This window comes from Paenibacillus sp. VCA1 (assembly GCF_031583795.1).
Lineage (GTDB): Bacteria > Bacillota > Bacilli > Paenibacillales > Paenibacillaceae > Paenibacillus_AQ > Paenibacillus_AQ albilobatus.
Map to the genome: position 1 here is coordinate 172,741 of NZ_JAVLSX010000011.1, position 26,239 is coordinate 198,979.

Annotated in this window: 26 protein-coding genes and 2 tRNA genes; 18 read left to right on the forward strand and 10 right to left on the reverse strand. The window is 45.2% G+C overall.

All coding sequences use genetic code 11. The annotated features are described in order from the left end of the window. Positions 1 to 208 precede the first annotated feature (208 nt). The 12 genes from RJP21_RS23805 (at position 209) to RJP21_RS23860 (ending at position 10,177) form a co-directional block, all read left to right on the forward strand. Positions 209 to 484, forward strand: a complete 276-nt coding sequence (locus tag RJP21_RS23805) for a hypothetical protein (RefSeq protein ID WP_310861516.1) — start codon at positions 209 to 211, stop codon at positions 482 to 484. Between the two features lie 346 nt (positions 485 to 830). Then, positions 831 to 1,652 (forward strand): hypothetical protein, encoded by an 822-nt coding sequence (locus RJP21_RS23810; RefSeq protein ID WP_310861517.1) that lies wholly within the window; start codon positions 831 to 833, stop codon positions 1,650 to 1,652. Next, positions 1,645 to 2,253 carry a pentapeptide repeat-containing protein gene (locus RJP21_RS23815; RefSeq protein ID WP_310861518.1) on the forward strand — a complete coding sequence of 203 codons (609 nt, stop codon included), beginning with the start codon at positions 1,645 to 1,647 and terminating at the stop codon, positions 2,251 to 2,253. The genes RJP21_RS23810 and RJP21_RS23815 overlap by 8 nt, the downstream gene beginning before the upstream one ends. An 859-nt stretch (positions 2,254 to 3,112) precedes the next feature. After that, the gene (locus RJP21_RS23820) at positions 3,113 to 3,907 is read left to right on the forward strand and encodes a hypothetical protein (RefSeq protein ID WP_310861519.1); all 795 of its coding nucleotides are present in this window, start codon (positions 3,113 to 3,115) and stop codon (positions 3,905 to 3,907) included. Between the two features lie 23 nt (positions 3,908 to 3,930). After that, entirely contained in the window at positions 3,931 to 4,644 is a 714-nt protein-coding gene (locus RJP21_RS23825; protein WP_310861520.1) for a pentapeptide repeat-containing protein, read from the forward strand. 112 nt (positions 4,645 to 4,756) lie between these two features. Further along, positions 4,757 to 5,137: a deaminase gene (locus RJP21_RS23830; RefSeq protein ID WP_310861546.1), complete on the forward strand. Its 381-nt coding sequence runs from the start codon at positions 4,757 to 4,759 to the stop codon at positions 5,135 to 5,137. 17 nt (positions 5,138 to 5,154) lie between these two features. Next, positions 5,155 to 5,595 (forward strand): hypothetical protein, encoded by a 441-nt coding sequence (locus RJP21_RS23835; RefSeq protein WP_310861521.1) that lies wholly within the window; start codon positions 5,155 to 5,157, stop codon positions 5,593 to 5,595. A gap of 586 nt (positions 5,596 to 6,181) precedes the next feature. Next, on the forward strand, positions 6,182 to 6,838 hold the full coding sequence (locus RJP21_RS23840) for a hypothetical protein (protein ID WP_310861522.1): 657 nt from the start codon (positions 6,182 to 6,184) through the stop codon (positions 6,836 to 6,838). Positions 6,839 to 6,923: 85 nt separating this feature from the next. Then, on the forward strand, positions 6,924 to 7,709 hold the full coding sequence (locus tag RJP21_RS23845) for an Imm49 family immunity protein (RefSeq protein WP_310861523.1): 786 nt from the start codon (positions 6,924 to 6,926) through the stop codon (positions 7,707 to 7,709). 345 nt (positions 7,710 to 8,054) lie between these two features. Further along, a complete protein-coding gene (locus RJP21_RS23850; protein WP_310861524.1) occupies positions 8,055 to 9,029 on the forward strand; it encodes a hypothetical protein in 975 nt (324 codons plus the stop codon). Between the two features lie 16 nt (positions 9,030 to 9,045). Then, positions 9,046 to 9,501, forward strand: coding sequence for a DUF6630 family protein (locus RJP21_RS23855; protein ID WP_310861525.1), 456 nt, complete (start codon positions 9,046 to 9,048; stop codon positions 9,499 to 9,501). Between the two features lie 142 nt (positions 9,502 to 9,643). Then, positions 9,644 to 10,177: a stalk domain-containing protein gene (locus RJP21_RS23860; protein ID WP_310861526.1), complete on the forward strand. Its 534-nt coding sequence runs from the start codon at positions 9,644 to 9,646 to the stop codon at positions 10,175 to 10,177. A gap of 107 nt (positions 10,178 to 10,284) precedes the next feature. Here RJP21_RS23860 and RJP21_RS23865 read toward each other — a convergent pair whose 3' ends face one another. After that, complete coding sequence (locus RJP21_RS23865) at positions 10,285 to 11,133, reverse strand: MBL fold metallo-hydrolase (protein WP_310861527.1); 849 nt, start codon at positions 11,131 to 11,133, stop codon at positions 10,285 to 10,287. Between the two features lie 94 nt (positions 11,134 to 11,227). Continuing rightward, entirely contained in the window at positions 11,228 to 11,902 is a 675-nt protein-coding gene (gene nfi / locus RJP21_RS23870) for a deoxyribonuclease V (RefSeq protein ID WP_310861528.1), read from the reverse strand. 213 nt (positions 11,903 to 12,115) lie between these two features. Here nfi and RJP21_RS23875 point away from each other — a divergent pair, with 213 nt between their 5' ends. Continuing rightward, positions 12,116 to 12,958 carry a tetratricopeptide repeat protein gene (locus tag RJP21_RS23875; RefSeq protein WP_310861529.1) on the forward strand — a complete coding sequence of 281 codons (843 nt, stop codon included), beginning with the start codon at positions 12,116 to 12,118 and terminating at the stop codon, positions 12,956 to 12,958. A gap of 65 nt (positions 12,959 to 13,023) precedes the next feature. Here RJP21_RS23875 and RJP21_RS23880 read toward each other — a convergent pair whose 3' ends face one another. From RJP21_RS23880 to RJP21_RS23890, 3 genes are read right to left on the reverse strand one after another with little or no spacing between them, the layout of a single operon-like run. Then, positions 13,024 to 13,665, reverse strand: a complete 642-nt coding sequence (locus tag RJP21_RS23880; RefSeq protein ID WP_310861530.1) for a DUF1266 domain-containing protein — start codon at positions 13,663 to 13,665, stop codon at positions 13,024 to 13,026. Next, a complete protein-coding gene (locus RJP21_RS23885) occupies positions 13,662 to 15,647 on the reverse strand; it encodes a hypothetical protein (protein WP_310861531.1) in 1,986 nt (661 codons plus the stop codon). Before RJP21_RS23885 ends, RJP21_RS23880 begins: the two co-directional genes overlap by 4 nt. Continuing rightward, positions 15,647 to 17,347, reverse strand: a complete 1,701-nt coding sequence (locus tag RJP21_RS23890; protein WP_310861532.1) for a molecular chaperone HscC — start codon at positions 17,345 to 17,347, stop codon at positions 15,647 to 15,649. Before RJP21_RS23890 ends, RJP21_RS23885 begins: the two co-directional genes overlap by 1 nt. 215 nt (positions 17,348 to 17,562) lie before the next feature. Here RJP21_RS23890 and RJP21_RS23895 point away from each other — a divergent pair, with 215 nt between their 5' ends. Next, positions 17,563 to 19,107, forward strand: coding sequence for a leucyl aminopeptidase (locus RJP21_RS23895; RefSeq protein WP_310861533.1), 1,545 nt, complete (start codon positions 17,563 to 17,565; stop codon positions 19,105 to 19,107). Positions 19,108 to 19,221: 114 nt separating this feature from the next. Here RJP21_RS23895 and RJP21_RS23900 read toward each other — a convergent pair whose 3' ends face one another. Genes RJP21_RS23900 through RJP21_RS23910 form a run of 3 tightly spaced genes read right to left on the reverse strand, consistent with a single transcriptional unit; the run spans position 19,222 to position 21,687 of the window. Continuing rightward, entirely contained in the window at positions 19,222 to 19,410 is a 189-nt protein-coding gene (locus RJP21_RS23900) for a FeoB-associated Cys-rich membrane protein (protein WP_397386268.1), read from the reverse strand. Between the two features lie 31 nt (positions 19,411 to 19,441). Then, a complete protein-coding gene (feoB, locus tag RJP21_RS23905) occupies positions 19,442 to 21,451 on the reverse strand; it encodes a ferrous iron transport protein B (RefSeq protein ID WP_310861534.1) in 2,010 nt (669 codons plus the stop codon). Next, entirely contained in the window at positions 21,448 to 21,687 is a 240-nt protein-coding gene (locus RJP21_RS23910; protein WP_310861535.1) for a FeoA family protein, read from the reverse strand. Before RJP21_RS23910 ends, feoB begins: the two co-directional genes overlap by 4 nt. A gap of 215 nt (positions 21,688 to 21,902) precedes the next feature. On the opposite strand from RJP21_RS23910, the gene RJP21_RS23915 reads away from it, so the two are divergent. Beyond that, positions 21,903 to 22,862: an aldolase catalytic domain-containing protein gene (locus tag RJP21_RS23915; RefSeq protein WP_310861536.1), complete on the forward strand. Its 960-nt coding sequence runs from the start codon at positions 21,903 to 21,905 to the stop codon at positions 22,860 to 22,862. A gap of 73 nt (positions 22,863 to 22,935) precedes the next feature. Here the strand turns inward: RJP21_RS23915 and RJP21_RS23920 are convergent, their stop codons facing one another. Together RJP21_RS23920 and RJP21_RS23925 are read right to left on the reverse strand one after the other, a co-directional pair. Further along, the gene (locus RJP21_RS23920; RefSeq protein ID WP_310861537.1) at positions 22,936 to 23,187 is read right to left on the reverse strand and encodes an NfeD family protein; all 252 of its coding nucleotides are present in this window, start codon (positions 23,185 to 23,187) and stop codon (positions 22,936 to 22,938) included. A gap of 11 nt (positions 23,188 to 23,198) precedes the next feature. Continuing rightward, complete coding sequence (locus tag RJP21_RS23925) at positions 23,199 to 23,522, reverse strand: YbjQ family protein (RefSeq protein ID WP_160042329.1); 324 nt, start codon at positions 23,520 to 23,522, stop codon at positions 23,199 to 23,201. Between the two features lie 204 nt (positions 23,523 to 23,726). On the opposite strand from RJP21_RS23925, the gene RJP21_RS23930 reads away from it, so the two are divergent. The 3 genes from RJP21_RS23930 to RJP21_RS23940 all read left to right on the forward strand — a co-directional run bounded on the left by RJP21_RS23930 (position 23,727) and on the right by RJP21_RS23940 (position 26,158). After that, positions 23,727 to 25,832 (forward strand): putative bifunctional diguanylate cyclase/phosphodiesterase, encoded by a 2,106-nt coding sequence (locus RJP21_RS23930; RefSeq protein ID WP_310861538.1) that lies wholly within the window; start codon positions 23,727 to 23,729, stop codon positions 25,830 to 25,832. 101 nt (positions 25,833 to 25,933) lie between these two features. Next, positions 25,934 to 26,007, forward strand: a tRNA-Pro gene (locus RJP21_RS23935). An 80-nt stretch (positions 26,008 to 26,087) separates the two neighbouring features. Continuing rightward, positions 26,088 to 26,158, forward strand: a tRNA-Gly gene (locus RJP21_RS23940). Positions 26,159 to 26,239 lie beyond the last annotated feature (81 nt).

The following is a 26,239-nucleotide window of genomic DNA, read 5'->3' on the forward strand; positions in this document are numbered from 1 at the left end:
CACGGATCAACGACGAAGTACTGGATATCAAGGGCGAAAAGGTCAAGCTTGGTCTGAACTATAACTTTTAGCCCTGAGTCTAAATTAGGAGGATTAGATAGTATGACTAAAACAAAATTACCGACTATCTTTGCAATCTCCATGTTTCCGTCAGTATCACTACAACAAGAAGAAACCTTGAATCATTTATTGGAAGTATTTGAAAAGTATGGAAATTTACTCCCGGATCGATTCGAAAGCTGCTAATGATTTAAGATACGAGCGGTACTGTGCAAGAAAAGAAGCTAGTGGTGATGTACCGAGAAGTCGCGAAGATTGGGACATTGCAAATGAGAGATTAAAAAATAATTCAGGCCGTGGAAGTGAAGAAGAAAAGCAAGGGAGGGAGTCTTTGGCGAAACATTTGGGACGTGAACTTGAAGATAACAATACAGATAAGGTTGTAACATTTACTTCTAGCGAAGGAACATGTAACCCGACCTGATAGTATTGGACGAAACGAGAATAAGGAAATAGATATTGTACACGATCATAAGCACCTCACAGGTGAGGGAAATCAAGTTATTTACAACGATTCACAGATGCGCGCGGAAAAAGAAATGGCAGAAAGGGTTGAAAATGGACGTCATATAGTTACAATGTCAAGTGATAATCCCGATCTATATGGCGTTCCTCCTAAACCAAGACCAAGCGCACCTTTGTCTAGTGGCAGTGAAATATATTATACTGATCCTTCTACTGGTAAAGTAACTCATAAATGGGTAATCGATAGAGAAACTGGAGAAGGCTTCTGGGAGGATTTATGAATCTGTTGGAGGTGTTTTTAAACAATGACTGTGTATCCTAAATTCTTCGGTATTTCCATGTTTCCAAGTGTTGATTTAATGAATATAGATTTAATAAACAGTATACTGAATGTTTTTGAAACAAATGAATATTTCGAGCCAACTTTATGGGGAAACAGTGAAACAGTAAAAGTTGACTATGATCGTAATGAGATTATGGAAAAGATACTTTCACAACAACCGAAGTTTTCAGAGTTATATCTACAGAGAAATCATTCAATAGAGTATTCGGGAAGATTCGATTTGATTTCAAGTTTTAGAACTTATTTTGGTTTTGATTTTAAAAACCCTCCTAAAAAACTGTGGCCTGAAATCTTTAAACTTTCAGATGAAATTGCGAACGTTATTAAACCACGATATGGTATCACTCATGGCTTTTGGCCAGTTCCTACACCGTGGCAGTCTGAACGTGATCGTTTGCAAAAATGGATGAACTTTTGCTCGCAACCGGCTCCGGTAACCTTTGGACCGTGTGGTCCACTGGGAATGGGAACTCGAACTTACTTTAGTGGCGATATATTGAATTTATTTAATAAAGAGGTTTTTGAAAATTTCCCTGCCAAAGTGACAGAAATGGACTGGGGGGGGATTCGAATTGATCTTGTGGCAAAGCCTTGGGAGGCAGATGCTAATGAATTACTTGATCGTTGGACTATTGTAATGGACCACATGAAACAATACGATGTTTTTGCTATACCTAGTTTTAGTAAAAGTAAAAGATCAGTCTCGTTTAATCCAAATAAAGCATGGGAAAGATATTTAAAACAATTACAATTATCGAGACAAAGGGGGGGATTGCATGGCTAATCAAAGAGGAGAAGGAGATGAAATACTTTCTAAAATTTCATTTTCCATAAGAGAAAAGAGTATAGTCGAATCAATAGATATCTCTGGTAAAGATCTTACATTTTCAGAATTTTCTGAACTAATGGCTGATCGAATGACAGCTATTGACGCAAAATTAAGAGCGTCTTCCTTTATCAATGCCTCCCTTCGTGATTCTGACTTTAGTTCAGCTGACATGAGGAATTGTAATTTGGATAATATCGATATTGCAGACTGTTTTTTTAAAGATGTAAACTTCAATAAGTCAACTATGAGATTTGCTAAAATTAAAATTAGTTTTTGCGAGAAAGCATGTTTTGATCAGGTTGATTTAACCAACGGAGATTTATATGATACCATTTTTAATGGAAGTACATTTAGAAATGCAATTCTAACAGATGTAAAGGCAAAGTACGCTTCTTTTAAGGATGTCGATCTAAGTGGTGCAAATCTTACTAATGGAGATTTCGAGGGAGCGAACTTCATTAGTTCTAAATTGGATGGCGTAATTTGGACAGGTGCAAATATAATTGGGGCAAGGTTTGATGAAGGAGTGCTGGAAAAAGTTTTAAGAGAATTGTAATAAAATGTTTTAAGTGGATATATATTTTAGTTCGGAATTTGGTACTTAAATTTTGAACACATTCTAAAGCTCATCCCCACATTCAAAATGTGTAGGAATGAGTTTTTTGTATATGGAAGGAGCTTGAGCAGGAGGCTGCGGAGAATGCCGTTCGTGGTCTGGATCCGCCGAAGCCAAAGGCTGAGGGAACGAGAATACTGTACCATCTAAACCAGAGTCTAGTAATATTGTCGTTGATGAATATGGTAAATATTACGGTACCAGACAGAGAATTTGAAAATTTGAACAAGCAGCTTTCCAGAGCAGGATATGCGATTGTTACCTTTGCTTTCTTGCCTTGCGTTTTTTTCAAATATGATTGCAATAATGTGCGTACTTAGAATTATTGATAGTGTGTAAAAAGATAAACCGGGCAAATATAATTTAATTGCAACTAACGTAATGAAATTAATGTGAGAATTGAGGATACTCTAAGTTCCTACTATTATTTTGGAAACACATAAATTAATTATCCTATTGTTGATTTCGTGTAATAGAAGGGTGAGAAAATTGAGAGAGTTACCTATTTTGCAAATTAGTAAAATACTATCTTATAAATTTTGCCGAAATTACGAAGGTTATTAGCAGAACTATAGAATTCTTTTAAAAGAATGCGGAGTGACAAGAAAAAACCGGATCCATAACCAAAAACTCATCGGAATCACGATCAACGGCGAAGTGCTGGATGTCAAGGGAAAAAGGTCAAGCCTCATCTGTAAATCGACCGTGAGCAGTCCAAATACCGACGAGAACCACCATGTACTGCATTCGAAGGTTGGGACCAACGGACAGTCATTAAATATTTAGGCGGGATAAGTGAATGATTGAAAGCAATGCGCCAAATTACTTTTCTATAAGTATGTACCCAACAGAACCTTTAGATAATGAGGAAGCGCTTAGCAGTTTATTGAAGGTGTTTGAATCTAATTCAAAACTAGTCCCTCAACAATGGGGAAATAGTGAGTTGATTCGTTTAGATTATAACCGTAATGAAATTCTAGAAAAGTCCCTTTTAGAACGAAAGGTTTCAGAGGTATATCTCCATCGTACTTCAAATATTAAATATTCCGGCAAATTTAATATTTTTACAAACTCACGCTCTTTTTTAGACTTTGATTTTAATAAAACTATGCCTCAAAAATTTTGGTCATTATTTTTCCAATTATCAGATCAAATCGCAGAAATTGTTAAACCACGTTGGGGAGTGACCCATATCTCCTATTCTCCAACCTATCCATGGAAATCTGAGTTGGAGCGTTTACACATATGGTTAAATCTATGTTCTCAACCTATACCCGTTCGTTTTTTGCCTAATGGTCCTTTGGGATTGGGGACCAGAACTTATTTCGGTGGTCACATATTAGAGTTATTTGGTAAAGATTTTTTGATGAATGCAACTGGTGTTGTAACGGAGCTTAGTTGGGGGGGGATACGAATTGATGTGTCGGATAACCCATGGGAAGTTGATTTAGAGTCATTCTTGGAAAAGTGGGTTGCTCTAATGAATTATTTAGATTCACCCAAAGTTATGGCTATACCAAGTTTTGACGAAGATCAAATGGGAGTAACCTTTAATCCTAATATTTCTTGGATCAACTATTTAAATAAAAAATAATATTATTGTTGGGAGACTACAGGATGGAAAATGAATTAATTAACAGAGAACGAGCATTAATCCTACTTAGTCAAGCTCAATATAATAATGAGGAAATAGATTATTTAAAGATCAATGGTGTTGATCTCTCCTTTGCTGATCTATCCAATATTGTTGCAGACCGTTTATTTGCAAATGAAGCAAATTTTAAAGCAAGTATTTTAATGGGAGTTTCTTTTAGAGATTGTGAATTCTTATCAGCCAATTTTGAAAGTTGTAATATTAGCCATGCTGACATCGCAGATTGTGTACTGAGTGCAGCTAACTTTAGTAAGTCGCAGATGAACAACACTCAAATTAAAATCAGTACCTGTATTGAAACTTGCTTTGATAATGTTGAACTTATCAATGGCAATTTATCTGGAACAACGTTTATAGGATCTTCATTTCGTAAAGCCAATCTACATGCGCTTTATGCAGAAAAGAGCTTTTTTGATAATGCTGATATGAGCAGTGCGATTCTTACAAAAAGTAATTTTATTGGTTCAGATTTTATTGAAGCAAATTTAGCAGGTGTCAATGCTAAATTTGCTAATTTTGAAGGAGCAAATTTAACTGGAGCAATTCTTTGTAATGGGGATTTTTCAGGGGTTAACTTTAAAAATACGAAACTCGATGATGTCGATTGGAAAGGTGCAATAATAGTTGGAGCTCAGTTTGATCACGGAGTTTTGGAGAGTGTTTTGAAGAAAATATAAAGAAACGGAATTATAAAAACGACTATCAATTTGATGAACATTTCTGCGGTAATTGGTCGAATCCAGTTATCGCTTTTTAATTTAGCTACCAAATCAGCCTCTTGGCGATAGAATCCCGTCTAAAGGTGATGGACTAGGAACTATAGCTTTTACAGAAGTTAATGGTAAAAAAGTTTTTGGTATTAATTCTTCTGCTATTAGTGATGAATCTAAAAACCTAGGAAGAGAATTTTTAAAGTCTATGCAGGAAAAAGGATACTTCGAGGGGAAACGTTATGGTCAGGGATTGACACAAGTACTGACGCACGCTGAGGCACACTCATTGATGAGGGCTTGGAAGAAATCGGGTGGCAACTTAGGTGATGAGGTAGTTATCTATGTTGATAGGTTAACCTGTGGGATATGCCAAGGTGGATTTCCGCTGGTTAAGGAATTTTTAAATTTAAAAAATATCAATATAATATCTAAAGATGGTACGATATTCAATTTCTAATAATAGGAGGAAATAATATGAATAGAGTAATCTATCAAGCACCTAATGGTTCTGAGATTGTTTTGCATGATCTTCTCGAATTAAAGACACATGTAGTGGAAGAGTTTCCTGATTATTGGCATGAAGGTCATGGTGGTGGAATAATTAGCTGGTATGATGATGAAAGGTGTACTAGACAACTTCTAATCCTGCCAAACGATGACTACAGGGTTTATTTGCAGTACATCGATAAGAGAAAAAATGAGAAATCGTATGAAACATGGCTTTCCTTGCAAGACTCGGAGAATTTGGGCGAGGAGACAGCAGAATACTCAGATGAACTATATGCATCAATTGGTTTGTTTTTACCAGTTGAAAAAGCATGGCTAGCAATCGAGGAATTTTGTGAAACGGGAGAAAGAACAGATAAAATTGAATGGATTGAGGATACAGAAATGCCTGAAGACAGTCAATTTTAGCAACATGATTGTTGATGTACAATAACCGATAATGATGGGGTAAAAGCGGGAGCTACTCAGTACAGAATTTACCCATCATTTGGCCTATAAAACATAAAACCATGTAATTCCCGTATAAAGATTTCGTCATTTTGTTTTTGTACTCACAAAGAAAGCTTGAAGATTATACCCTGAATAAGCTAGTAAGTTACAGGTCAATTATGGTCAGATACTATCATAATTGACCTGTTTTTTAGCTGTGTTTTCTTACGTTTTTTTCAAAATAAACGCGATTTGTGAATAGCCACCCCGATAGATAAGCTGTCCAAGACATCGTAACAGAAAAGGCAGGATTATTATAGTTAACGGAACAAAGTAGATTTTACGTCGCAACTATCTGACGGTTTGCCCCGATGATTATAGTAATTTCTGAGAGGCCTTATCCAGATTTAAAGTCAGTAGATGAATTTTATTCGATTTACGATTTAAGCATAAACCAACTGAAAATTGTAAAAAATTATTAGAAATTTTTAAGGTGAGCACACAGGATTTGCAGATTGTCTTTAGAGTTAATGAACCCAATGGACATATATATGAGGTGTAAATTATGAAGGCGAGTGAGGCATTTGATAATGTATGTGCTTTAGTAGCTGAGAAATATAAGGACGATGGTTGGAAATATGCTAAGTCAAGTCATTGGATGACTAAAAAAGATAAAAAATTCATGTATAAGGTGTTTTTCTATACAAGTTGGAATAATATTTCTGATAAAACTGTCGTGTTTTATGGGGAATGTGCCATTATTCCGCTAAAATCTAAAAATAAAATCTTTCATATCAGTACCCACAAATGTAATATTCCAAGCGGAAATTTACATTGGAATATAGCAAATGAGAAAGACTGGAACCAGGCGGTTAGTGAATTCACCAACTGGTTAGACAGTATATTCATGCCAATTGTAGATAAGTGTATGAATGATTTGGACAACTTCGTGAAAGAAGTTGTTGTGCAAGGGTTCTACCCCGAAAATGGTTATATAATTGATATTGGATTTGTGTTAGATAATGGGTCGCGTGAATTAGCAGAAGAAGCGACCATAAGATATTACGCGAGTTTGAGCGAGTACGAACAAAATGTATTCAAAGATAATTATGAGAGTATGATACAGGGGAATGAGGCTGTGAGTGTATACGGTAATAATATGATGAGGAATTACTCAAATTTTAGAACTATTATTGAAAATAAAATTATTGTTACGTTATAGACAAGGTAATCGAAGGAAGGGTAATTAAATGGAGAAATCCAGTACTACCCTTTCTGTTTCCGCATAACCGTATCGGAGGATAAATATGAAGAACAATACTAAATACCTTCACTATTTCCCTGAAATATTTAATGAAACTATTGAAGATACGAATGAGCGTATTCAAAGATATAGAGATCACGGTCTACCATTAAATGCTGGCTACTATTACGAATTGCTTGCTGATGGATTTCAAGATATTGCTATTGGTGAGATCATCTTGAATGGAGACTTTATAAAATCCAAACAAAACTTTTATTTAGCAGGGAAAATGCAAGAGGTTATTTATCAAAAATACGACAATAAGGAAAATAATATATCTGGTGATTATGTAACTACAGATAAGTATACAAGACTATTAATGGCGTTAATTAGTGATAGTGAGGAACTAACGAATTCATTAGCAACTTTATTTGGCGGAAGAATGCAGGAAGAAAAAGAAGATCATGTACTTCACCATTCAACTGGATACGCTCTAAAGCATATTCTACTTAATGATACTGAAAACGCTATTGTTTATGTGGAAAAGTTAAAAAAACTTGAAAGTAAAAAAAATATGAAGCTTTATACAGGCTATGGTGTGGTGTTAGATGGAATAGTTCGAAAAGACATCGATCAAGTCAACAATGGGTTGAATTTTATGTTAGAGTGTCATAAGAATTTGAAATATGATTATGGAGATACTCCACAGGAGTTATTAAGTATACCCGTTTTAGGACTAGCAAAACTAGCTATTCGTAATGAAGTTCATGTAAATATTGAGGATACTCTAGTTCCTGCGACCATGTTTGAGATACATAAAATTAATTATCCTATTGTTGATTTCGTGTGATTGGTAAGAACCCTTATAATTATTGGGAGTGAACCTGTAAGTGCGTATGGTCATAATATAATGAGGAAATATTCCAACTTTAAAACTATCATCAATAATAAAATTATCGTAACATTTGAACCCACAATTGATTAACATTGAAAAGCGGTAATTGGCGATCCAGTTATCGCTTTTTAATTTAGGTAACAAATCCGAAAAAGTTAGTTTCTGTCGCAGATCGGAAACAGAGGGCAGTGAAGTTTTGGTGAGCATGGCCATATCGGAGGTTGTATATAGCAAAAATCAACGATTTAGGGCAACCACATGCTGTCCGCAGTATGAGTAACAAACTGTTGGGAGGAAATCATGCTAAACTCAAAAAAATTAGAAATGGCTTTTAAAAGATATAGCCAAAATTTTGTGGATGGGATCAAATTTGAAGATGTTAAAAATAAGTATAGTATCAGTAGAAGCAAGATTGAGAAAATCGTTGAGCAAAATGATATAGAGAGAGATCACGTACTATTAATAAATTTAAGCAAAATTTTCTCATATTACTTGTCACAATGGAAACACGATGTATTGATCAACGGTGGAAACAATCCAGCAGGATTAAAGAACATGCAGAAGGTCGTATTTTACCAATGCATGGGGCAGGATCTCTACACAATCAAGTATCCTGAGATGATCTTGGGATATACATTTAGAGAAGTCGTTATCACATTAGTTCATTTTGCAATGTATGGGTGGGAGAAAGAAGAAAATATATTATATGATTTTATGGCTCATCACTTCGATGGACATTTAATGGATGCTAATGAAGAGAACAGGCATGTCTGGTTTTTGCTTGAATTGTACCTACAGTATAGAAATAAAACCATCATGGGGACAAATAAAAAATTGCATCTGGCCGTAAAAAACAAGTTTAAGGAAGATGGACTGCGATGCGGCTCAATCCCTGATGATCTCGACGTTTATGATGAGGCGCTTGAACGGTGGTCCACTGGTGATCTGCTGGAAATAGAGCATTTGATTTCGAAAATGTCCGAGTATCATTCTGCATTAGCTTCTGAAATCGGTCAGCTGGGGGAATTTGGTGACTTCAGATACGGATTTTATCCATTTGAAATTTTGTTCTTGATTCATGTTAGAAGAAAGTTGGGTCTGCCGGTTCCTGAACACTTCGATGATTTTTTAATGAATACACCCGAATCGAAAATGGCGTTTGGAGACCCTGAGCCATACCCTGAAGAGGATCCCGCGCTTCAGATGATCGATCAATTTTATCGTAAGAACTATCCCGGATATATTCCTAACCAGCATGGAAAGTTGTTTCAATAAAGGGAGGGGTCAAAGTATGCAAGATCAAGAAATAGCACAGCTCATATTCCCTGATAACAAGGATCTGGAACAGTTTTTGAAGGATGAAGGAAGTTATGACCTACACGAAGACCTATTAAAATTTGGACTGAAGACGAAACAGTTTTTATACGTTGACTATAAAGGTGAGCAGTATCAAGAGATCGTTAATTTTATTCTGGACTATGAATTTGCCCATCACATTGAATTAGCAGCAAAGGAAGAACTAGAGCAATTAGCAGCGTATGACTATGAATTTCTACCTGATAAGATCAGAGAGGCTAACAAAATACTGTCATCAAAGGGGTATGGACTATTTTCATATCCAAATTCGAGCGACTTTTATGCGCTATTCATTGCAAAGTTAGAGAACATAACAAAATTACTGCAAGAAGAATTGCTGTTCGATGATCGAATCCCTTTCCAAGAAAGATGTATCAAGTATTACAGATAGTGTTTACAAACAGGTAAATTATGGTCAGATACCACCATGATTGACTTGTTTTTTCTGTATAACGTTGTCTGATTTGCTTCATTCACCGCCAAATGTGTGGGTAAGAACTCATTAATTCTTAGTGGGAGGTATCGGTACATAAATGTCGAAGTACACCACAACGATGCAAAAAGGAGCTTTAGAAATGAAGGAAAAATTAAAGGGGTTAGTTTTGGGGATTGCAATTGGTACAATGTTAACTGGAGTAACAGCGTTTGCAGCAAGCGGAACAACAAATATTAAGGTCACACTACAGAAACTTGGTATTTATGTCGATGGTGTAAAAAAGACTACTTCTGAAGCGATTAATTATAAAGGTACGACATACGTACCGGCACGTTCAGTAAGTAACGCAATAGGTAAAGATATTGGCTTGGTTAATGGGGCACTGTATATCGGGAAACAACCTAAAGTTTTGGTAACTGAAGCCCAAGCCATTCAATTGGTAAAGAAAAAATTAGGTATTGGCAGTTCTTCCACTTTACATGTAGAAGTCGATCATTTAGAAGGCAATTCTTATGTTGTTCATGTTTATGAAGTGGTTATTGATGATGCAAAAACTGGAGCAGGACATACGGCAACTTGGGGATGGTATTACGTTGATAAATCGAGTGGAGCAATGACATCAATGTTTTAAATGAATAAAAGAGGCTTCGTAAGTTGCGAAGTCTCTTTTTAATGAACTATAAACCGAACCGCCTTCCTAAGAAGGCGGACATCACTTGATCTAAACCGGCTTGCATGTTACTTCCAAGCTCTAAGAGCAGCATCCGTAACATGAATAAACCTTTCGCCCCGTGCAATCACATGGATGCGCATTTCGGGAAAATGGTCGTATACATAGTCCACGAAGTATCCCGGATGCTCGGTATTCCCTGTAAAGATGTCGTAATGCATGGGGATCGTCATCCCGAAGCCGGCCGTTTTTGCCAGCTCGGCTGCTTCCCGGTAGTCCATGTTGCCGATAATGCCGCGGCTGGTACGGAAAGCGTCACGGCCATTGATCGGCAGCAACCCGAGGTCGATGGACTCCTTGCGCAGCCGGTCCGCCAATCCTTCATAAACCAGCGTATCCCCGGAATGGTAAACCGTAACGCCGTTTATCTTGATAAGGTAGCCGACGTAACGGTGATAACCTTGCTCATCCGTTTCGAGTTCTTCATGTGCTGCCGGGATCGGTCGGATGATCACTTCTTCGCCGAATTCCTTTTCCGTATCGGCAATGATGAAGCGCTCGCGAGTTACGCCATGCTTCTCCATGTCCTCCCGGCAGCATGCCGGAGCCATAAAAACGGTGTCTCTACCGGTTCGGGACATGGCGGCAATCGCATCCAGATCCAAATGATCCGAATGCTCGTGCGTAATCAAGCAGTAGTCTGCATTTGTAATATGTTCCGGGCCGATCGGAGCGGGATAGATACGGTCCGGGTCGTGGCTGACATACGGGTCGATATAAATGACGGTTGTTCCGCCCTTGATGATAAAGCTGGCTTGTCCAAGCGGCCAAACCGCGACCATGCCATACGGCACGACGGTGTCCTCGATTTCCTGAATCAGAAGCTGACCTTTTTTCAATTGATGTGACTGGCTCAAGTCAAACTCTCCCTTCCGTTACCATTAACTCAAACTTAACATCCTGCGGACTCCTCGTGCAATCTCCGATCCGGGATCACCTCAGATCCTTGCTTCAATTACTCCCTAAAACCATTTTGACTAGATGATCCGCCTGGCGGGTCGTTTCCGGCAAACGGTAGCGGGGAGAAAGCTTCAAAATCCACTCGCAGGCCGTTGCGAGCGAAATCCGATGCCCGACGGATACGAAAATAGGTTTGACTCCCTCCTGGGTTCGCAGAACGCTTCCGATCTCCTCGCCATGATCCACCAAAGGAGAGTAAGATCCCCTCTTCAAATCCGGCTCCGTAAAATCACCGATCAGCCTTGTTTTGCCGCATCCGATCGTAGGAATATCCAACAGAACGCCCAAATGGCTGGCTAATCCAAACCGCCTTGGATGAGCGAAGCCTTGTCCATCACAGACGACCAGTTGGGGCGTCGTTTTTATTTTCTCGAAAGCTTTGATTACCGGAGGGAGTTCCCTGAATGAAAATAAACCGGGGATGTAAGGGAAGGCGGCCGTATCTTCAACGGTGGCGGATTCAACGAGTTCGAGTGACTCTGCATTCAAAATCACGACCGCTGCGACCAGATTGCCGCTATGTTTGCTGTATGCCACATCGACGCCGGCAACGTATTCAACCGGGGTCCCGCAATCCTCGTGGATCACCCGCAGAGCCAGCTGCTGCTGCAATTGGATGGCATCCTGTTCGCTTATATTCCATGAATGATTTAATAGAGCCTTCATATAGGGAATCCTCCATTTTATTTTCTATCCCGAATGGAACGATACATCTAATTTGGTAAAAATTAATAGATGATCTGCCGATAATATATATTTAGTAGTAATGAAAAAGAATACCAGAAGTACACAAAAATATCTACCTGGTGGAGTGATCCATGGTCAAACGAAAACTGCACTAACCCTTCCCACACCAACGATGAAAGGGGGATCCGATTTGTGGAAAACCGAAAAGGGAGATGGGGGCGTATTATTTTGCCTTTTGCCATAGGAGGCAGTTTGTTGGTAGTGTCAGGCTGCGGGGATGATGCTCATGATACTGAAGAGCAGAAACTGATGGAAAGTGCCGATAGTGATCTGAGGTCCGGGCGTTACGATCATGCGGTGGAAATATATAATAAGGTTTTGGAAATGAATCCGAGCCATGAAAATGCCCGATATAAACGGAAGGAATCGCAAAAAATCATTGATTTGGCGAATCGGCTGATTGCCCAAGGAGACGAGGCCATTGCAGCACATAAGATGGACGAAGCCTTGGACCTGTTTGGTAAGGCGGCGGATTTGTATCCCGGTAATCCTGATCATGCCATCAAACGGAATAAAGCGCTGTTTGAAATCGATCATCTGCAGTATTATCTGAATTGCCTGACGGAACTGAATACCAGATGGCAGAAGATCAAAAAGGATCTGAAGCATGGCAGCAAGCTTCCTTCCAAAAACATAGACGCAGCGATTAGAGAATTGTATCCGTTGGCACAGCAGTTTGCCGATATGGACGTGAACTTGACAATCAAATGGCCTTCTTCTCCTGAAGCCATTGCATTGATGAAAAGCAAGCAGGAACAAATCGATTACATCAAAACGGAACTGATGGTATATCAAATTTTGCCACACGGATATTTTTATTTTGACGGTCCGGATTCATTTGTACTACATGTAAGTAGCAGTATTAAGGAATTTGGTCTTGATTTTCAATATGAACGTAAAAATGAATACTTGCTAGAGCTGCCTTTTATCAGGAATCCGGAACTCAAAAAATTTTCAAAAAGCAGAAAAAACTAATTCCTGCGACCGATGCCGGTCACGGGAATTAGTTTTTGTTAAGCCGTCGTTAGCGACGCAATGGGTTACTTTAACCGCAGATCCCACCGGATGGAATGTTCAAGACGGAATATTTCAAGCAGCTTTTGAGCGAAATTGAACCGTAATACATCCAGGTCGGCTAAAGGAGAAGCAAAATAAACTCCCGCAATGCACGCCGTTTGATATTCATGCCAGCTCCGGTATTTCGATTGCGCGATTTGGGCCGCCTCCAAGCTGTAGGATCGGGCATTGTTGAAACCGGATATATAAAGTCTGGTCACGATTTTGCACAAAGCGATGATTAGAGCGTAATCCAAAGCAGCAATACCTGCCGAAGTAAGGACGTTCCTAAACAGATTTACGCAGATGAATTTTGGCTGTTCTTGTTCGGGAAGACTGCGGATATACTCTTGACGGGCTTGTTGCGGCAACACGGACAACCTATTCGAGATTTGATCGAACTCGGAGCGGTATCCTTTGTAAAAAAGCCATCTCAGCTTTTCTTGATAGGTAACGGAATCGGAAATTCCCCATAACCGCATCCAATCGGCGAGCGCAGGCTTCGGACAAAGAGGGATATGCCGATAGCTGTAAAGGCCATCAACAAAAACCGGACCCGCGGCAAAAAGTGCGGATGTCATTTCATCGTAAAAGGCAGCTTTTTTAGGCGATGGTCTACGAATCATGTTTGCATTCCTTTCCTCTGGTAGAAACGAATCATTCGGTAATTACTTCTGAATTCGGTGATGACGATATAGCTGCTGTATAACCAGGCCAGTGCAACGACAATGAAACCGACGAGCAGATTTCGGTAAGTTTCGGTATTTTTGATGGGAGCCCGGACTTCGATATATTTTGAAAGAATTTCCGGTTTCACCGCCTTGGGAATTGGCTTGGTTTTAGATCCGAACTGAAAGAGTTTGAAGTGTTGTACCAAGCTTTTCGTGTATAACTCGAGCTCTGCTTCGGGCGTCCCCTCCGGATGTTCAGGCTTCCATTGGAGCATCTCGATGACGTCGGCTTGCAATTCCTTGCTTGCTGGATGAACGTATCCCAGAACGGTCGTTTTATGTTGTATATTTTCCAAGTCAAGTCTGGCAGCGCTTAATACAATCATGTTGTACCCGTCAAATTCCCCAAGGTAAAAATATCCCGCAGCATCCCCGTACTCCGGAAAATGACGAAACGCATAAGCCTGATTTTGATATACATATGCGTCTTCGCCTTCACCTTCGCCTGAACCTGAACCTGAACCTATTTTGTATTTGCCTATGCCCGTATCCTTAAGTTTCGTCAGGGTAAGCGAAGTGTAAGTTTGTTCCTTCATTCGCTCCAACGCTTGTATATTGCCGGCAGGAACCGGCTTCATAAGACTTGTTAAATATCCATAAAAATGATAACACCCGATCAATAATACGCTGCTGATGATCCAAATCAGCACATGCGCAAGGATGCGTTTTCTGAAAAATAGCTTGCCTGGTTTTACTTTCTTCTTGGGCTTATGTTCTTGCGAAGGAGGCTTGCCCATTTGCTGCGCATGGTGAAAGTGTTCCTCCGCGTGTGGTTGGTCGCCAAGGGCCTTGTGGTTTTGCCCGGACAAGATCCAAGCCTCATAATGATCGGGATTGCGCGAAATAATGAGTTCGCATTCCTCGAGCGAGCGGCGGAATTGGCCGGAATCATAGAAGATATGGGCCCGGCGCAAATGAGCATCCAATTCATCCGGCATCAGCAGGATCAAATGGTCCACATAAGATAATGCCTTTTCATACTCCCGCAAACGCAAATAATATTCCCCAAGCATGCGAAGCAGGTCCGGATCCGCAGGAAAAAGCGAATAGGCAAGCTTCAAATGTTTTTCCGCCCGTGTAAGATCGTTTTGGAATAAAGCCAAATACCCCTGATCACGGTTCTCCAAAAAGGCATCGATGTCGATTTCCCCGGCATGAAGCAGTGCCTCATAACCAAGCCCCGGCTCCCGAAGCTGTCTGACATAGTAACCAAAAAAAGACTGAACTCCACGGTCCCAATCAAATGCGGGCGACTCCCGCATGTATTCTTCCCAGTGGAAATAGCTTTCGAGCAGCTTCCAAATCCCGGCCGGAAGGTATCTGCGGTTTTGCAGTACGGCTAACAGCTCCTTGCTGATCTCAAGCTTATATTCGATGTTCCACATTACCTCGGAGTTCAGCAGCTCGATCCATTTTTCGGGCGAAATCCGTGACGGAAAATGATCGTATAAGGCAGTTACCGCCGCGATTAGATCCGCTATGGTGCGGGGACTGCGTTGGGATGCATTTTCAGCATCAACATTCATATGTGGCGGCCATTTTGGAGGAGGTTCCAGCGCTTCAGCGTCTTCTTCCTCCTCAGGAAACTCGACTGAATGAGCTTGAAATAAAAGCGATTCCGGCCGGACTAACTGCTGTTCTGTGTAATCTTCGGATTGCAATTGCAAATGCAATATATCCTCTGCTTCCGCAGCCGCTTCTTCCCGGATGGCCTGCCGCTTGGCTAACGATACCGCTGCATCAAATGCTTCGCGCAGCGCCTGATATCCTTGGGGGTCCTCCTCCGGATGGTGGATTTTGAGCTGCTTGGCATACGCACGTTTAATAGCCTTGACGTCATGGGTTGGACGGATGCCAAGCCGATCCCAAATCGTCATTAAAACTCCATCCACCTTTCAAGGGCATCCAGCTGCTGTTTGAAGAGGATGGCTTTTTTCTTGATTTCCTGCTCGTTTTGAGACGCGAGAACCCGCTCGAACGCCATGATCAGATCGGCGATATATTCACGTTTTTCGTTCAGCGATTCCTCATAAAGCCTTTCGCCTCTGGCCAGGAGCAGACGATTTTCGCTGCGGTCGCGGGGATGGATTTTGAGATGCTTGAGCTCTTCGAGCCTGGCCTGGATTTGCTCGGGCGTCGATTGACCGGGATTTTTTTCGATAATCATCGATTTTTTCAGGCCTGTACTTTCGACGGTAAGCTCTACTTCCAGGACCCCATTGATGTCATAGGTATATCGTACTTGAACGGATTCTTTTCCTGCCTTGGCAGGCGGGAGCGGAATATCGATTTCCCCGATTTTGATGTTGTTTTCGACCTTTCGGCTTTCGCCTTGATAAACGAGTATATTTATCTTGTCCTGGTGATCATGGAGTGGCACATAGCTTTTAACTTTGCTTACAGGGATCGGCGTATTTCGTTCAATAATGGGATCGAAATGTCCGTGGCTGTAACTCCCGTTTCCCATCATCACGGAGACATCCGTCCCCAACGTAAACGGGCATACATCCGTCAAAATGATTTCCTGCAACCCGGCATGCCGCTCTTTGAGTGCCACTTGAATGGCTGCTCCGAGAGCCACGGCTTCGTCGGGATTGATTTGCGAGTAGGGGAGCCGGCCGAACATTTTGCTGACGACGGTTTTGATGACCGGCATACGTGTAGCTCCGCCGATCAGGATGACGGCGTCAAGATCCTGCGGCGACAGCGATGCGTCGCGAAGCGCCCGTTCAATCGGACTGCGCAGACGCAGCAGAAGCTGGGCGGCAAGCTGTTCATATTGGTTCCGGTTCACGCTGGTTTGGTAGGTTTGGCCTTCAAAGGCAAACGCCATCTCTCCGGTATTTCCATTTGCCAAGGCAAGCTTGCATAACTCCGCTTGTTTGTACAAGGCGGATTTCGCCTTGCCGGGCAAGCTTGCAAAATCGATCGCTTGCGACTCGACGAAATGGGACAGCAGCAGCTCGGTAAAATCCTCCCCGCCCAGATAGTTATCTCCTGCGATCGATTGTACCTGCATAATTCCTTCAAACAGCTCCAGTACGGAAACGTCAAAGGTCCCGCCGCCCAAGTCAAAAACAAGGAAGCGGGTTTCCGAGTCATATTGATGCAGCCCGTAGGAGACCGCTGCCGCGGTCGGCTCGCTGATCAACCGCTCCACGTGCAGTCCGGCAAGCATTGCGGCACGCAAGGTCGCTTTGCGCTGCGCATCATTGAAATATGCGGGGACGCTGATGACGGCTTCATCGATCTCTTCGCCAAGATGGGCTTCGGCATCCGCTTTTAATGACCGGAGGACAAAGGAAGACAAATCCTCGGGAGTAAATATGTATTTGCCAAGTTGGTATTGCTTGTCGGTCCCCATATACCGCTTAAAGGCCGATACGGTGAGATGGGGATGCGTAATTAACCTTTCCTTTGCGATTTGGCCCACCAAGATCTCGCCGCTCTCATCCAGACTGACGATCGAAGGAGTCAAGGAATTTCCCAGCGAATTGGGGATGATTTCGGGTCCGTTTTCTGTCCAGTAAGCGACAAGGCTGTTGGAGGTGCCCAGATCGATTCCGATTTTAGCCACGGTTGTAAACCTCTTTTCTGCGAATTGATATATAGAATTATTATCGTATATATCATCAAAATTTGTTAGTATTTTACAACGATTAGCAGCAACCAGCTTTTTATCAACCGAGCTGTTTTTAGGCAAAAAAACCTGTTCAAGGAGTTGCCTTGGACAAACGTGGAATAATATATATGATTAACGTCCGAAAACTTCATGACAAAGGAAGATGGCCGATGGATGGACATTCCTGTTCTGAAATGATGCAGGTTGCGATCGAATGGATCGGGGAATCGGACGCGGCACGGTTGGACGTGGACGCGTTTATCGTATTGGTATCGCCGGAAGGCGTTCAGCATGGAAGCATGCGTCAGGCATGGAATTCGCTGCTGCTGCCGCTGATGGAAAGGCATTTGTTCCAGGGAGCGCCTTTTCAGACCTACGCCATGCCGCTGCAGGGCCGGGGGGAATACCGGACCGTTATTTTCGTAGGCGTCGGCGAGCGGCCGCTGACGTCGGAGGAGCTGAGGGTGGCGGCGGCCCAAGCGGCAAAAGCGGCATTAAAAATGAGGGTCAAAACGATCGCTTGGGAGCTCAGCGCGCCGATGGTCGCTTTTACGGTTGAGCAAGATGCCGCGACAGCCGCCCAGGCGTTAACCGAAGGGATGATCCTGGGCGCGTATCGCCAGCAGCAATATAAGAAGCACGCAGCCCCTTACGACGGAATCGAGCAGCTTTTATTTTTGCGCAAAGGACCGGCTTCGGCGGCGGAAAAAGCGGACTGGGAGCAAGGCATCCGGCGGGGGCTGGCCTATGCGGAATCGGTTTGTCTGGCCCGGGACCTGACCAATTTGCCGGGCAACATGCTTGTCCCGGATAATTTGGCGAAAGCCGCATTAAACGTTGCCGCAAAATACGGATTCGAGTCGTCCGTTTTGGACGAACGCCAGCTGAAGGAGCTGGGCATGGGCGGCTTGATTGCTGTCGGTCAAGGAAGCGCTCATCCGCCGCGGCTGATCATGATTCGATACCAAGGCAGGGAGCAATGGGAAGACGTGATCGGTCTGGTAGGCAAAGGAATTACCTTTGATACGGGCGGCATTTCGCTGAAAAGGCGGGTCGGGATGGAGGAAATGATCAGCGACATGGCCGGGGCCGCCGCCGTGTTGGGCGTCATGAACGCGCTTGGAAGATTAAAACCGGCCGTCAACGTCGTTATGGTCATTCCCACCGCCGAAAATATGCCGGGCGGTACCGCCTTTAAACCGGGAGACGTAATCCGAAGCTATAGCGGCCGCACGATCGAGGTCTTAAATACCGACGCGGAGGGCCGCGTGGTGCTGGCGGACGGGATGGCATACGCGCGGGAGCAAGGGGCTTCGAAGCTGATCGATGTCGCCACGCTGACAGGGGCCGTATTGACGGCTTTGGGGGATGTGGCCACCGGAGCGGTCGCGAACGACGACACGATGCTCGAGGAGTTTATCCTCGCATCCAAACGTTCCGGAGAAAAGGTATGGCCGCTGCCGGCGTACAAGGAATTTTGGGATATGCTGAAAAGCGACGTGGCCGACGTCAAAAACAGCACGGGTTCCCGGGGCGCGGCGATTACGGCCGGACTGTTTGTCGGGACTTTTGCCGAGGGGCTGCCTTGGATCCATTTGGATATCGCCGGAACGGCTTTTCTCGCCAAGGAGCGGGGCGTGAACCCGAAAGGAGCGACGGGAGTGATGGTGCGGACCATCACGGAATGGATTTTGGCGCAGGAGGCGGCAAAATAAAATGAGGGCAGCTCCCGGCGAGATACGCTGGGAACTGCCCATTTTTGCGAGACGCTATTGGCATTAAGCGAAAGGCTTCATTTGCAAAAATACTATTATCGACAGGCTATGCCCTTACTTGGAGCCGGGGCTGCCCCCGGTTTTGGCGCGATGCAGCGCCGCATCCGAAACGGAGCAGGCTGATTGGCAGGATTTGTTCAAGGCGCAGGAGGCGCAAGCGCCCTTTTTGCTCTTTTTGACATAGCGGAAAAGCGTCCATCCGGCATAGGCAAAAATAACACCAATGATGAGTACATCGATCAACAGAAACACCCCGTTTCTTGTTTGCGGTTTGTCAAGATAAGCCGAGCAGGCGACCGCCCTGATAAATGATCAGGGAAATCAAATAGGCGAGAATGACGGCATAACCGATCGAAAAGACCGTCCAACGCCAGGAAGAGGTTTCCTTGCGGATGACGCCCACCGTCGCGAGGCAAGGCGTATACAGCAGGACAAAAGCCATGAAGCTGAAGGCCTGCAGCGGCGTAAAGCTAAGGGCGATCTGCCCTTGCAAACCTTCCATGTTGGGAACGTGATAAATGATGTTCATGGTTGAAACGACGATTTCCTTAGCCAAAAATCCGGTCAAAAGCGAGGAGCCCGACTGCCAGGTTCCGAATCCGAGCGGCGCCAGCAGCGGAGCCATCAGCCCGCCGATTTTGGCCAGGAAGCTGTCGTCCATGTTAACGCCGAAACCTCCGGGACCGCTGTATGAGAGCAGCCAGATCAGCACGGAACCGCCAAGAATAAGCGTGCCCGCTTTGCGGAGGAAACCCTTGCCTTTTTCCCAGGTTCCCCGCATCAAACTGCGACCCTGAGGCAGGCGGTAAGGCGGCAGCTCCACAACGAAGACGGAAGACTCGTTTTTGAGCAGATAAGACGAAAACACCTTGCAGAGCAGAAGCGCCATCGCAATGCCAAGCACATACATGGACAGGACGACAAGCGCTTGATGGCTCCGAAAAAAGACGCCTGCGAACAAAGCGTATACCGGAAGCCTTGCCGAGCAGGACATCAGCGGAATCAGCAGGGTCGTCAGCAGCCGGTCTTTCGGTTGTTCGATGCTCCGTGCGGACATGACGGCCGGAACGTTGCAGCCGAATCCGATAATGAAAGGAATAAAGGCTTTTCCGTTCAGCCCTACCGCTTCCATCAGGCTATCCATCAGCAAGCTGACCCGAGCCATGTAACCCGAATCTTCGATAAACGAAATGATCAGGAACAGGATGAAGATTTGCGGAATAAAAACGAGTACCCCGCCGACCCCGGCCACGATGCCGTCAACGATCAATGCGTGGGTGAAGGACGAGGCTCCCGCCCAATCCAGCGCTTGGTTGATGTAACCGCTGACCGACCCCGAGATGAAACCGTCCAGCCAATCGGAAAGCGGGTTGCCGATCCAGTCGAACGTCACTTTGAACAGCAAAAACAAAAAAGCAAGAAAAATCGGAATGCCTAAAAACCGGTGCGTCAAAATGGCATCCAGGCGCTCCGTCAAGTTATGGGGTTTTTGCGCCGAGCGGTCAACGGCCGCCGCACACAGCTTTTCGATATATCCCGATCGTACCGCCCGGATCCATTCCGCCAAGGAGGAGGAAAGTCCGGTTCGACGCAGCTCGGCCTCGCAGCGGCCGACGATTTCTTTTACGGCTTCCATATTCAGTTTTGCGGACAAAGCGTCCAGAATGACGGGATTTTGCGAAAGCAGCTGAATCGCGACCCACCGGTGATCAGGCAATTCCGGAATGTTAAGGAGCAGCTCCCCGATGTCCGAAATCGCCGTTTCCGCAATTCCGTAGTCCAGCTTCAGCCGTTTGGCGGCGTCTTCGGGAACTTCTTTTAAAGCGTCCAAAATCTTCGTGCTGCCCTTGCCCGTTCGGGCCACGAGCGGAATGACGGGAATGCCGAGACGTTCTTGAAGTAGGGCGGGATCGACATGAATGCCGCGGGACTTGGCCACATCCATCATGTTGAGTCCAAGGATCATGGGCTGGCCGTATTCCAGCAGTTGAATGCTGAGCGCCAAATTCCGCTCCAACTGGGATGCATCCACAATGTTGATTAGAGCCGCCGGCTTTTCTTCCATTAAATATTGCGCAGCAACGCTTTCATCCCTGGAGAGGGGGTGAAGAGAATAGATGCCGGGCAGATCGACCAGTTGGCCGCCGCCATCCTTCAAGTCCCCGATTTTTTTCTCCACGGTGACGCCGGCCCAGTTCCCCACGTATTCGTAGGAGGTCGTCAGCGTATTAAAAAGCGAGGTTTTGCCGGTATTCGGATTGCCGACCAGGGCAAAGGAGTTCAACAAACCGACACCTCAATTTCCTTTGCTTCCTTTAAGCGGATGCCGAACAGCTGCCCGTTGCATTCCAGCGTTACCGGTCCGCGGAACGGTCCGCGTTGCTTCATCGATATGACAGAGCCCTCATGAACGCCCAGGTCGTTAAGACGACGGCGAAGAATCGGGTTCATTTTATTTATGGCGTATATGGAGCCCGTTGCGCCGGGTTGCAAATCTAACAGCGGAGTAGGTTGGCTCATCGTAATTCCTCCAGATAAAAGAGACTGATAATCAATATCATTTAATATGAATATATCACGGGCGGAAAGCTCCATCAATATAATCATTCTTCCATTCAAGCGTTTATTTTTATTTGTGCACGAAAGGCGAATAAATCGATATTCATCTTTACTTTTTCACTGCCATTCAAGTATGATGAAATAATAAATTTCTACGCCGGAAGGAGAAGTTTTGGTTGAAGACGAACCCCTGCAAAATTGTGGACTGTACGATTCGTGACGGTGGATTGGTAAATAATTGGGATTTTAGCGTTGAATTTGTGCAAAAACTGTACGCCGGGCTGAATGAGGCGGGCGTTGATTATATGGAAATCGGTTATAAAAACTCCCCGAAGCTGCTGAAGGGCGCCGATCAGGCGGGACCTTGGCGGTTTTTGAACGACGATTTTCTGCGCGAGGTCATTCCCCAAAAAGGGAAAACGAAACTGTCCGCGCTGGTGGACATCGGGCGGGTGGACGTGGACGACATTCTTCCGCGCTCCGAAAGCATGCTCGACCTGATCCGCGTTGCTTGCTATATCAAGGACGTGGATAAAGCGCTCGAACTCATCCAAATCTTCAATGATCGCGGATACGAAACGACGTTGAATATTATGGCTTTGTCCAACGTGATGGAAAACGAACTGGCCGAAGCGTTCGAAATGATCAAGGACAGCGTGGTGGACGTGGTTTATATCGTCGATTCCTACGGCAGCCTGGATCACAAGGACATCAAATATTTGGTGGAAAAGTTCAAAACGAATTTGCCGAACAAACGCCTTGGCGTGCACACGCATAACAACATGCAGCTCGCGTTCTCCAATACGCTGATTGCCGCCGAGCTGGGCGTTGAACTGCTGGATGCATCCGTGTACGGCATGGGGCGCGCGGCAGGCAACTGCCCGACGGAGCTATTGGTGACGCACTTGAAAAATACGCATTATACCCTCCGTCCGGTGCTGGACATCATCGAGCGCTACATGATTCCTTTGCGCGAAAAAGAAGAGTGGGGTTACCTGATCCCTTACATGATTACGGGGACGCTCGACGAGCATCCGCGTTCCGCCATGGCGCAGCGCGCCTCGGAGGACAAGGACAAATACGTGGAGTTTTACGATAAGCTGACGACGCCCGAAGTCAATTTCGAGAGAAAATAAAAGACAAAAAAGCTTGACCGCACGGCTGCGGCCAAGCTTTTTTTGTTGCATGAACGGGGGCGGTTTCGGGAAATTATTGGATCGGGACGTATTCCCGTTCGCCCGTTTCTTTGTTGTAATACACCTGATATTTGAGTCCGTCGCGCGGGTCCACAAATATTTCGGAGGTTGGCACGAATTTGCCGCTGAGCAAGTCTCTCCGGCTGGCTTCTTCGTTTTTTCGGCGATAGCGGCGGTCGAAGAAGCGCCAACTGAGCCAAAGCAAAAGCAGAAAGACGACGATCTGCAAACCGTAAAACAGGATCACTCCCACGACTACACCCATTGCAATCCCGGTTAACCGACAGGCCTTGTTCTAACGACGGTGCCGTATGCGACGATCTCGCTCATGTTGTTGCCAATGTCCCCGCTGTCAAAACGCATCATGATAATGGCGTCCCCGCCCATGGCATGGGCATTTTGAACCATCCGATCCATCGCCTGCCTCCGCGCGTCTTCGATCATCTGCGTATACTGCTTGACCTCGCCCCCGACAAGTCCTTTCAAGGATGCCATAATGTCGCCGCCGATTCCCCGTGCGCGCACCACGACGCCAAACGTGGTTCCGAGTACCTCAACGACTTCGTGGTTATGTATGTTTTCCGTGGTCGTAATGATCATCCGCGTTCACTCCTTCATCGTTATATTATATATTACGGTTAAAAAGCGAAAAGGATTCAGTTTTCCGAAAGCGCAATTTATGTCGAACGGTGCCAAAGGACGTAAAATTATTATCTGGTCCCAGCAGGAAAAGAGGCGGATACGTGGAATTATTTAACACGAAACCATCTTCATATTTTTATTACCCGGGGGTCAGATGGCTTTATGCGTCCAAGAAGAATTGAGGAAAAAAGAACGATCAGAACGGCCCTGTGGGGAATATTGGTTTTTGCCGCCGCATGGCTCGCGGAATGGCTGTTACCGCTGCAGGGGACGGATCCCCGTGTATTCCTGACGATATACATTTTGCTGGGCAGCTGCTGCACAGCCGCAAGCTTCGCCATCTTTTCCCAGGGATGGCTTTTGTTCTCCCATAAGCTGTCGCGTTACCGATTGTATACGGCGGCTTTGTTTTTGTGCGTGGCTGTTTTGGATCTGCTGCAAACGCTGTGCCTCATGGGCGTGCCGCTGCTTGGAACGGGCATGAACGAAAGCGACGCCCTGTGGTTGTCCCTGATGTCCAGAGCGCTTTTGACGGCGGGAGTGTTTTACATATATTCGTTAAAAGATTTCATGGTCCATATTTCCCATAAAAGCGCCGTCTTTTCGGTTACCGCGGTTGTTACGGCCATGGCCGTCGCCGTTTTTATCGGATGGCGCCGCGAGCTGCCGCAGCTGGTCGTGGATGGGCAACTGAGTCCCGTGGTCCGATACGCGGTCTTATTGATCGGCCTTGCCGCATTGGGAGGCGTCGCTTCCATCGTGTACCGCGGCAGAAAGGAAAGGGCGCCTTCACTTTTGATCATCATTCGGGCACTTCTGTATGTCGCCATCGGCCAAGCGCTGATGATGTCTGCAGACAGCATGTACGAGATCGGCTTTTTGCTGGGAAGCTTGAGCAGCGGGATGTCCTATTACCTGCTCTTAAAAGGCGTATACCGCTTGACGATCGAAGATCCTTTCCGGGAGCAGCAGCGGATGGAAGCCAAAATGAATTTTCTGGCATTTCATGATGACTTGACCGGCCTTCCGAATAAACGGAGGTTGACCGAACAACTGGGGAAGCTGATGAAGGAGCGGCATAGCGGCAAAACCGGAGTCGTCGTGTTTAACATCAACCGGTTCAAAAATATCAACGATTCGCTCGGACACCAGGCGGGCGACCGGCTGCTGCAGCTGGTGGGCGACCGGTTGAAGCGGAATACCCTTCCCAAGGAGGAGCTATTCAATATGGGCGGCGACGAGTTTGCCTTGATCATGCCGTCGCTTGCCGACGTGGAAACCGCAATCCGGCGGATCCGCAGCCTGATGGAGATGTTCGAAGAGCCTTTGACGATTGACGACGGCGACTATCATATTACGTTATGCGCGGGAGTGGCGGTCTATCCGGAAGACGGGGATACGGCGGCGCAACTGGTTCAACATGCGGATACGGCGGTACATCATGCCAAGGACTACGGGCTTGATGTGCGGCATTTCGTCCCGTCCATGCAGCGGAAGGCGAAAGAACGGTTGAAGCTGGAGAACGATCTGCGCAAAGCGCTTGAACGACGCGAATTTTATTTGGAATATCAGCCGCTCGTTTCCCTCGAAACCGGCGAAATTGTCGGCATGGAGGCTTTGCTGCGGTGGAAGCATCCGAAGCGCGGCAACGTTTCGCCTCAAGAGTTCATTCCGCTGGCCGAGGAAAGCGGGCAGATCGTCCAGCTTGGCGAATGGGTGCTCCGCACGGCATGCCAGCAAAACAAGGCTTGGCAGGATGCGGGCTACAAGCCGATCTGCGTCTCGATCAACCTGTCCATGCGCCAATTCCTTCAGCCGCATTTGGCGGACAGCATCGGGCAGATCCTGCAGGAAATCGGTCTTGACCCGAAATACGTCGAGCTGGAAATTACGGAAAGCATGACGTTCGATAAGGAGACGGCGTTCGAACAGCTGCGCAGGCTGAAAGAGCTTGGCGTATTCATCAGCATCGACGACTTCGGAACGGGCTACAGCTCCTTGCATTATTTGAAAAACATGCCGATCGACCGGCTGAAGATCGACCGTTCTTTCGTCAATGAGGTGATGAGCGATCATAACGACGCGGCGATCGTGTCGACCATCGCTTCGATGGCCCACCACCTGCAGCTGAAAGTGACGGCGGAAGGGGTGGAGAACGAAGAGCAGCTTCGTTTTTTAAGAGAGCAGCGCTGCCATGAAGGGCAGGGATATTACTTCAGCAAGCCGGTGCCGCCGGCCGATTTCGAGAAGGCGTTTTTGCTTCATTAGACTATACATAACAGCTTTGGAATAAAAAAAAGAGTTGCAAATCCCGCGGGCTCATGATATATTATTTCTTGTCTTCAATAACGTGAAGTCGTGAGTGATCGCGGGACGTAGCTCAGCTTGGTAGAGCACCTGGTTTGGGACCAGGGGGTCGCATGTTCGAATCGTGTCGTCCCGATCTTTAATATTTTACAGTTGCAGACCCCGAAAAAGTATCGGAATTTGCTTCTTAGCGAATCGTACTTCTGTGGGTATTATGCGGGTGTAGTTCAATGGTAGAACTCCAGCCTTCCAAGCTGGTAGCGTGGGTTCGATTCCCATCACCCGCTTTAGATACAAAAAGCTCTGAAACCCTTGACCCACAAGGGTTTTTTCTTTGTTCAATTTTCGACAAACGGTTGACGACTTTC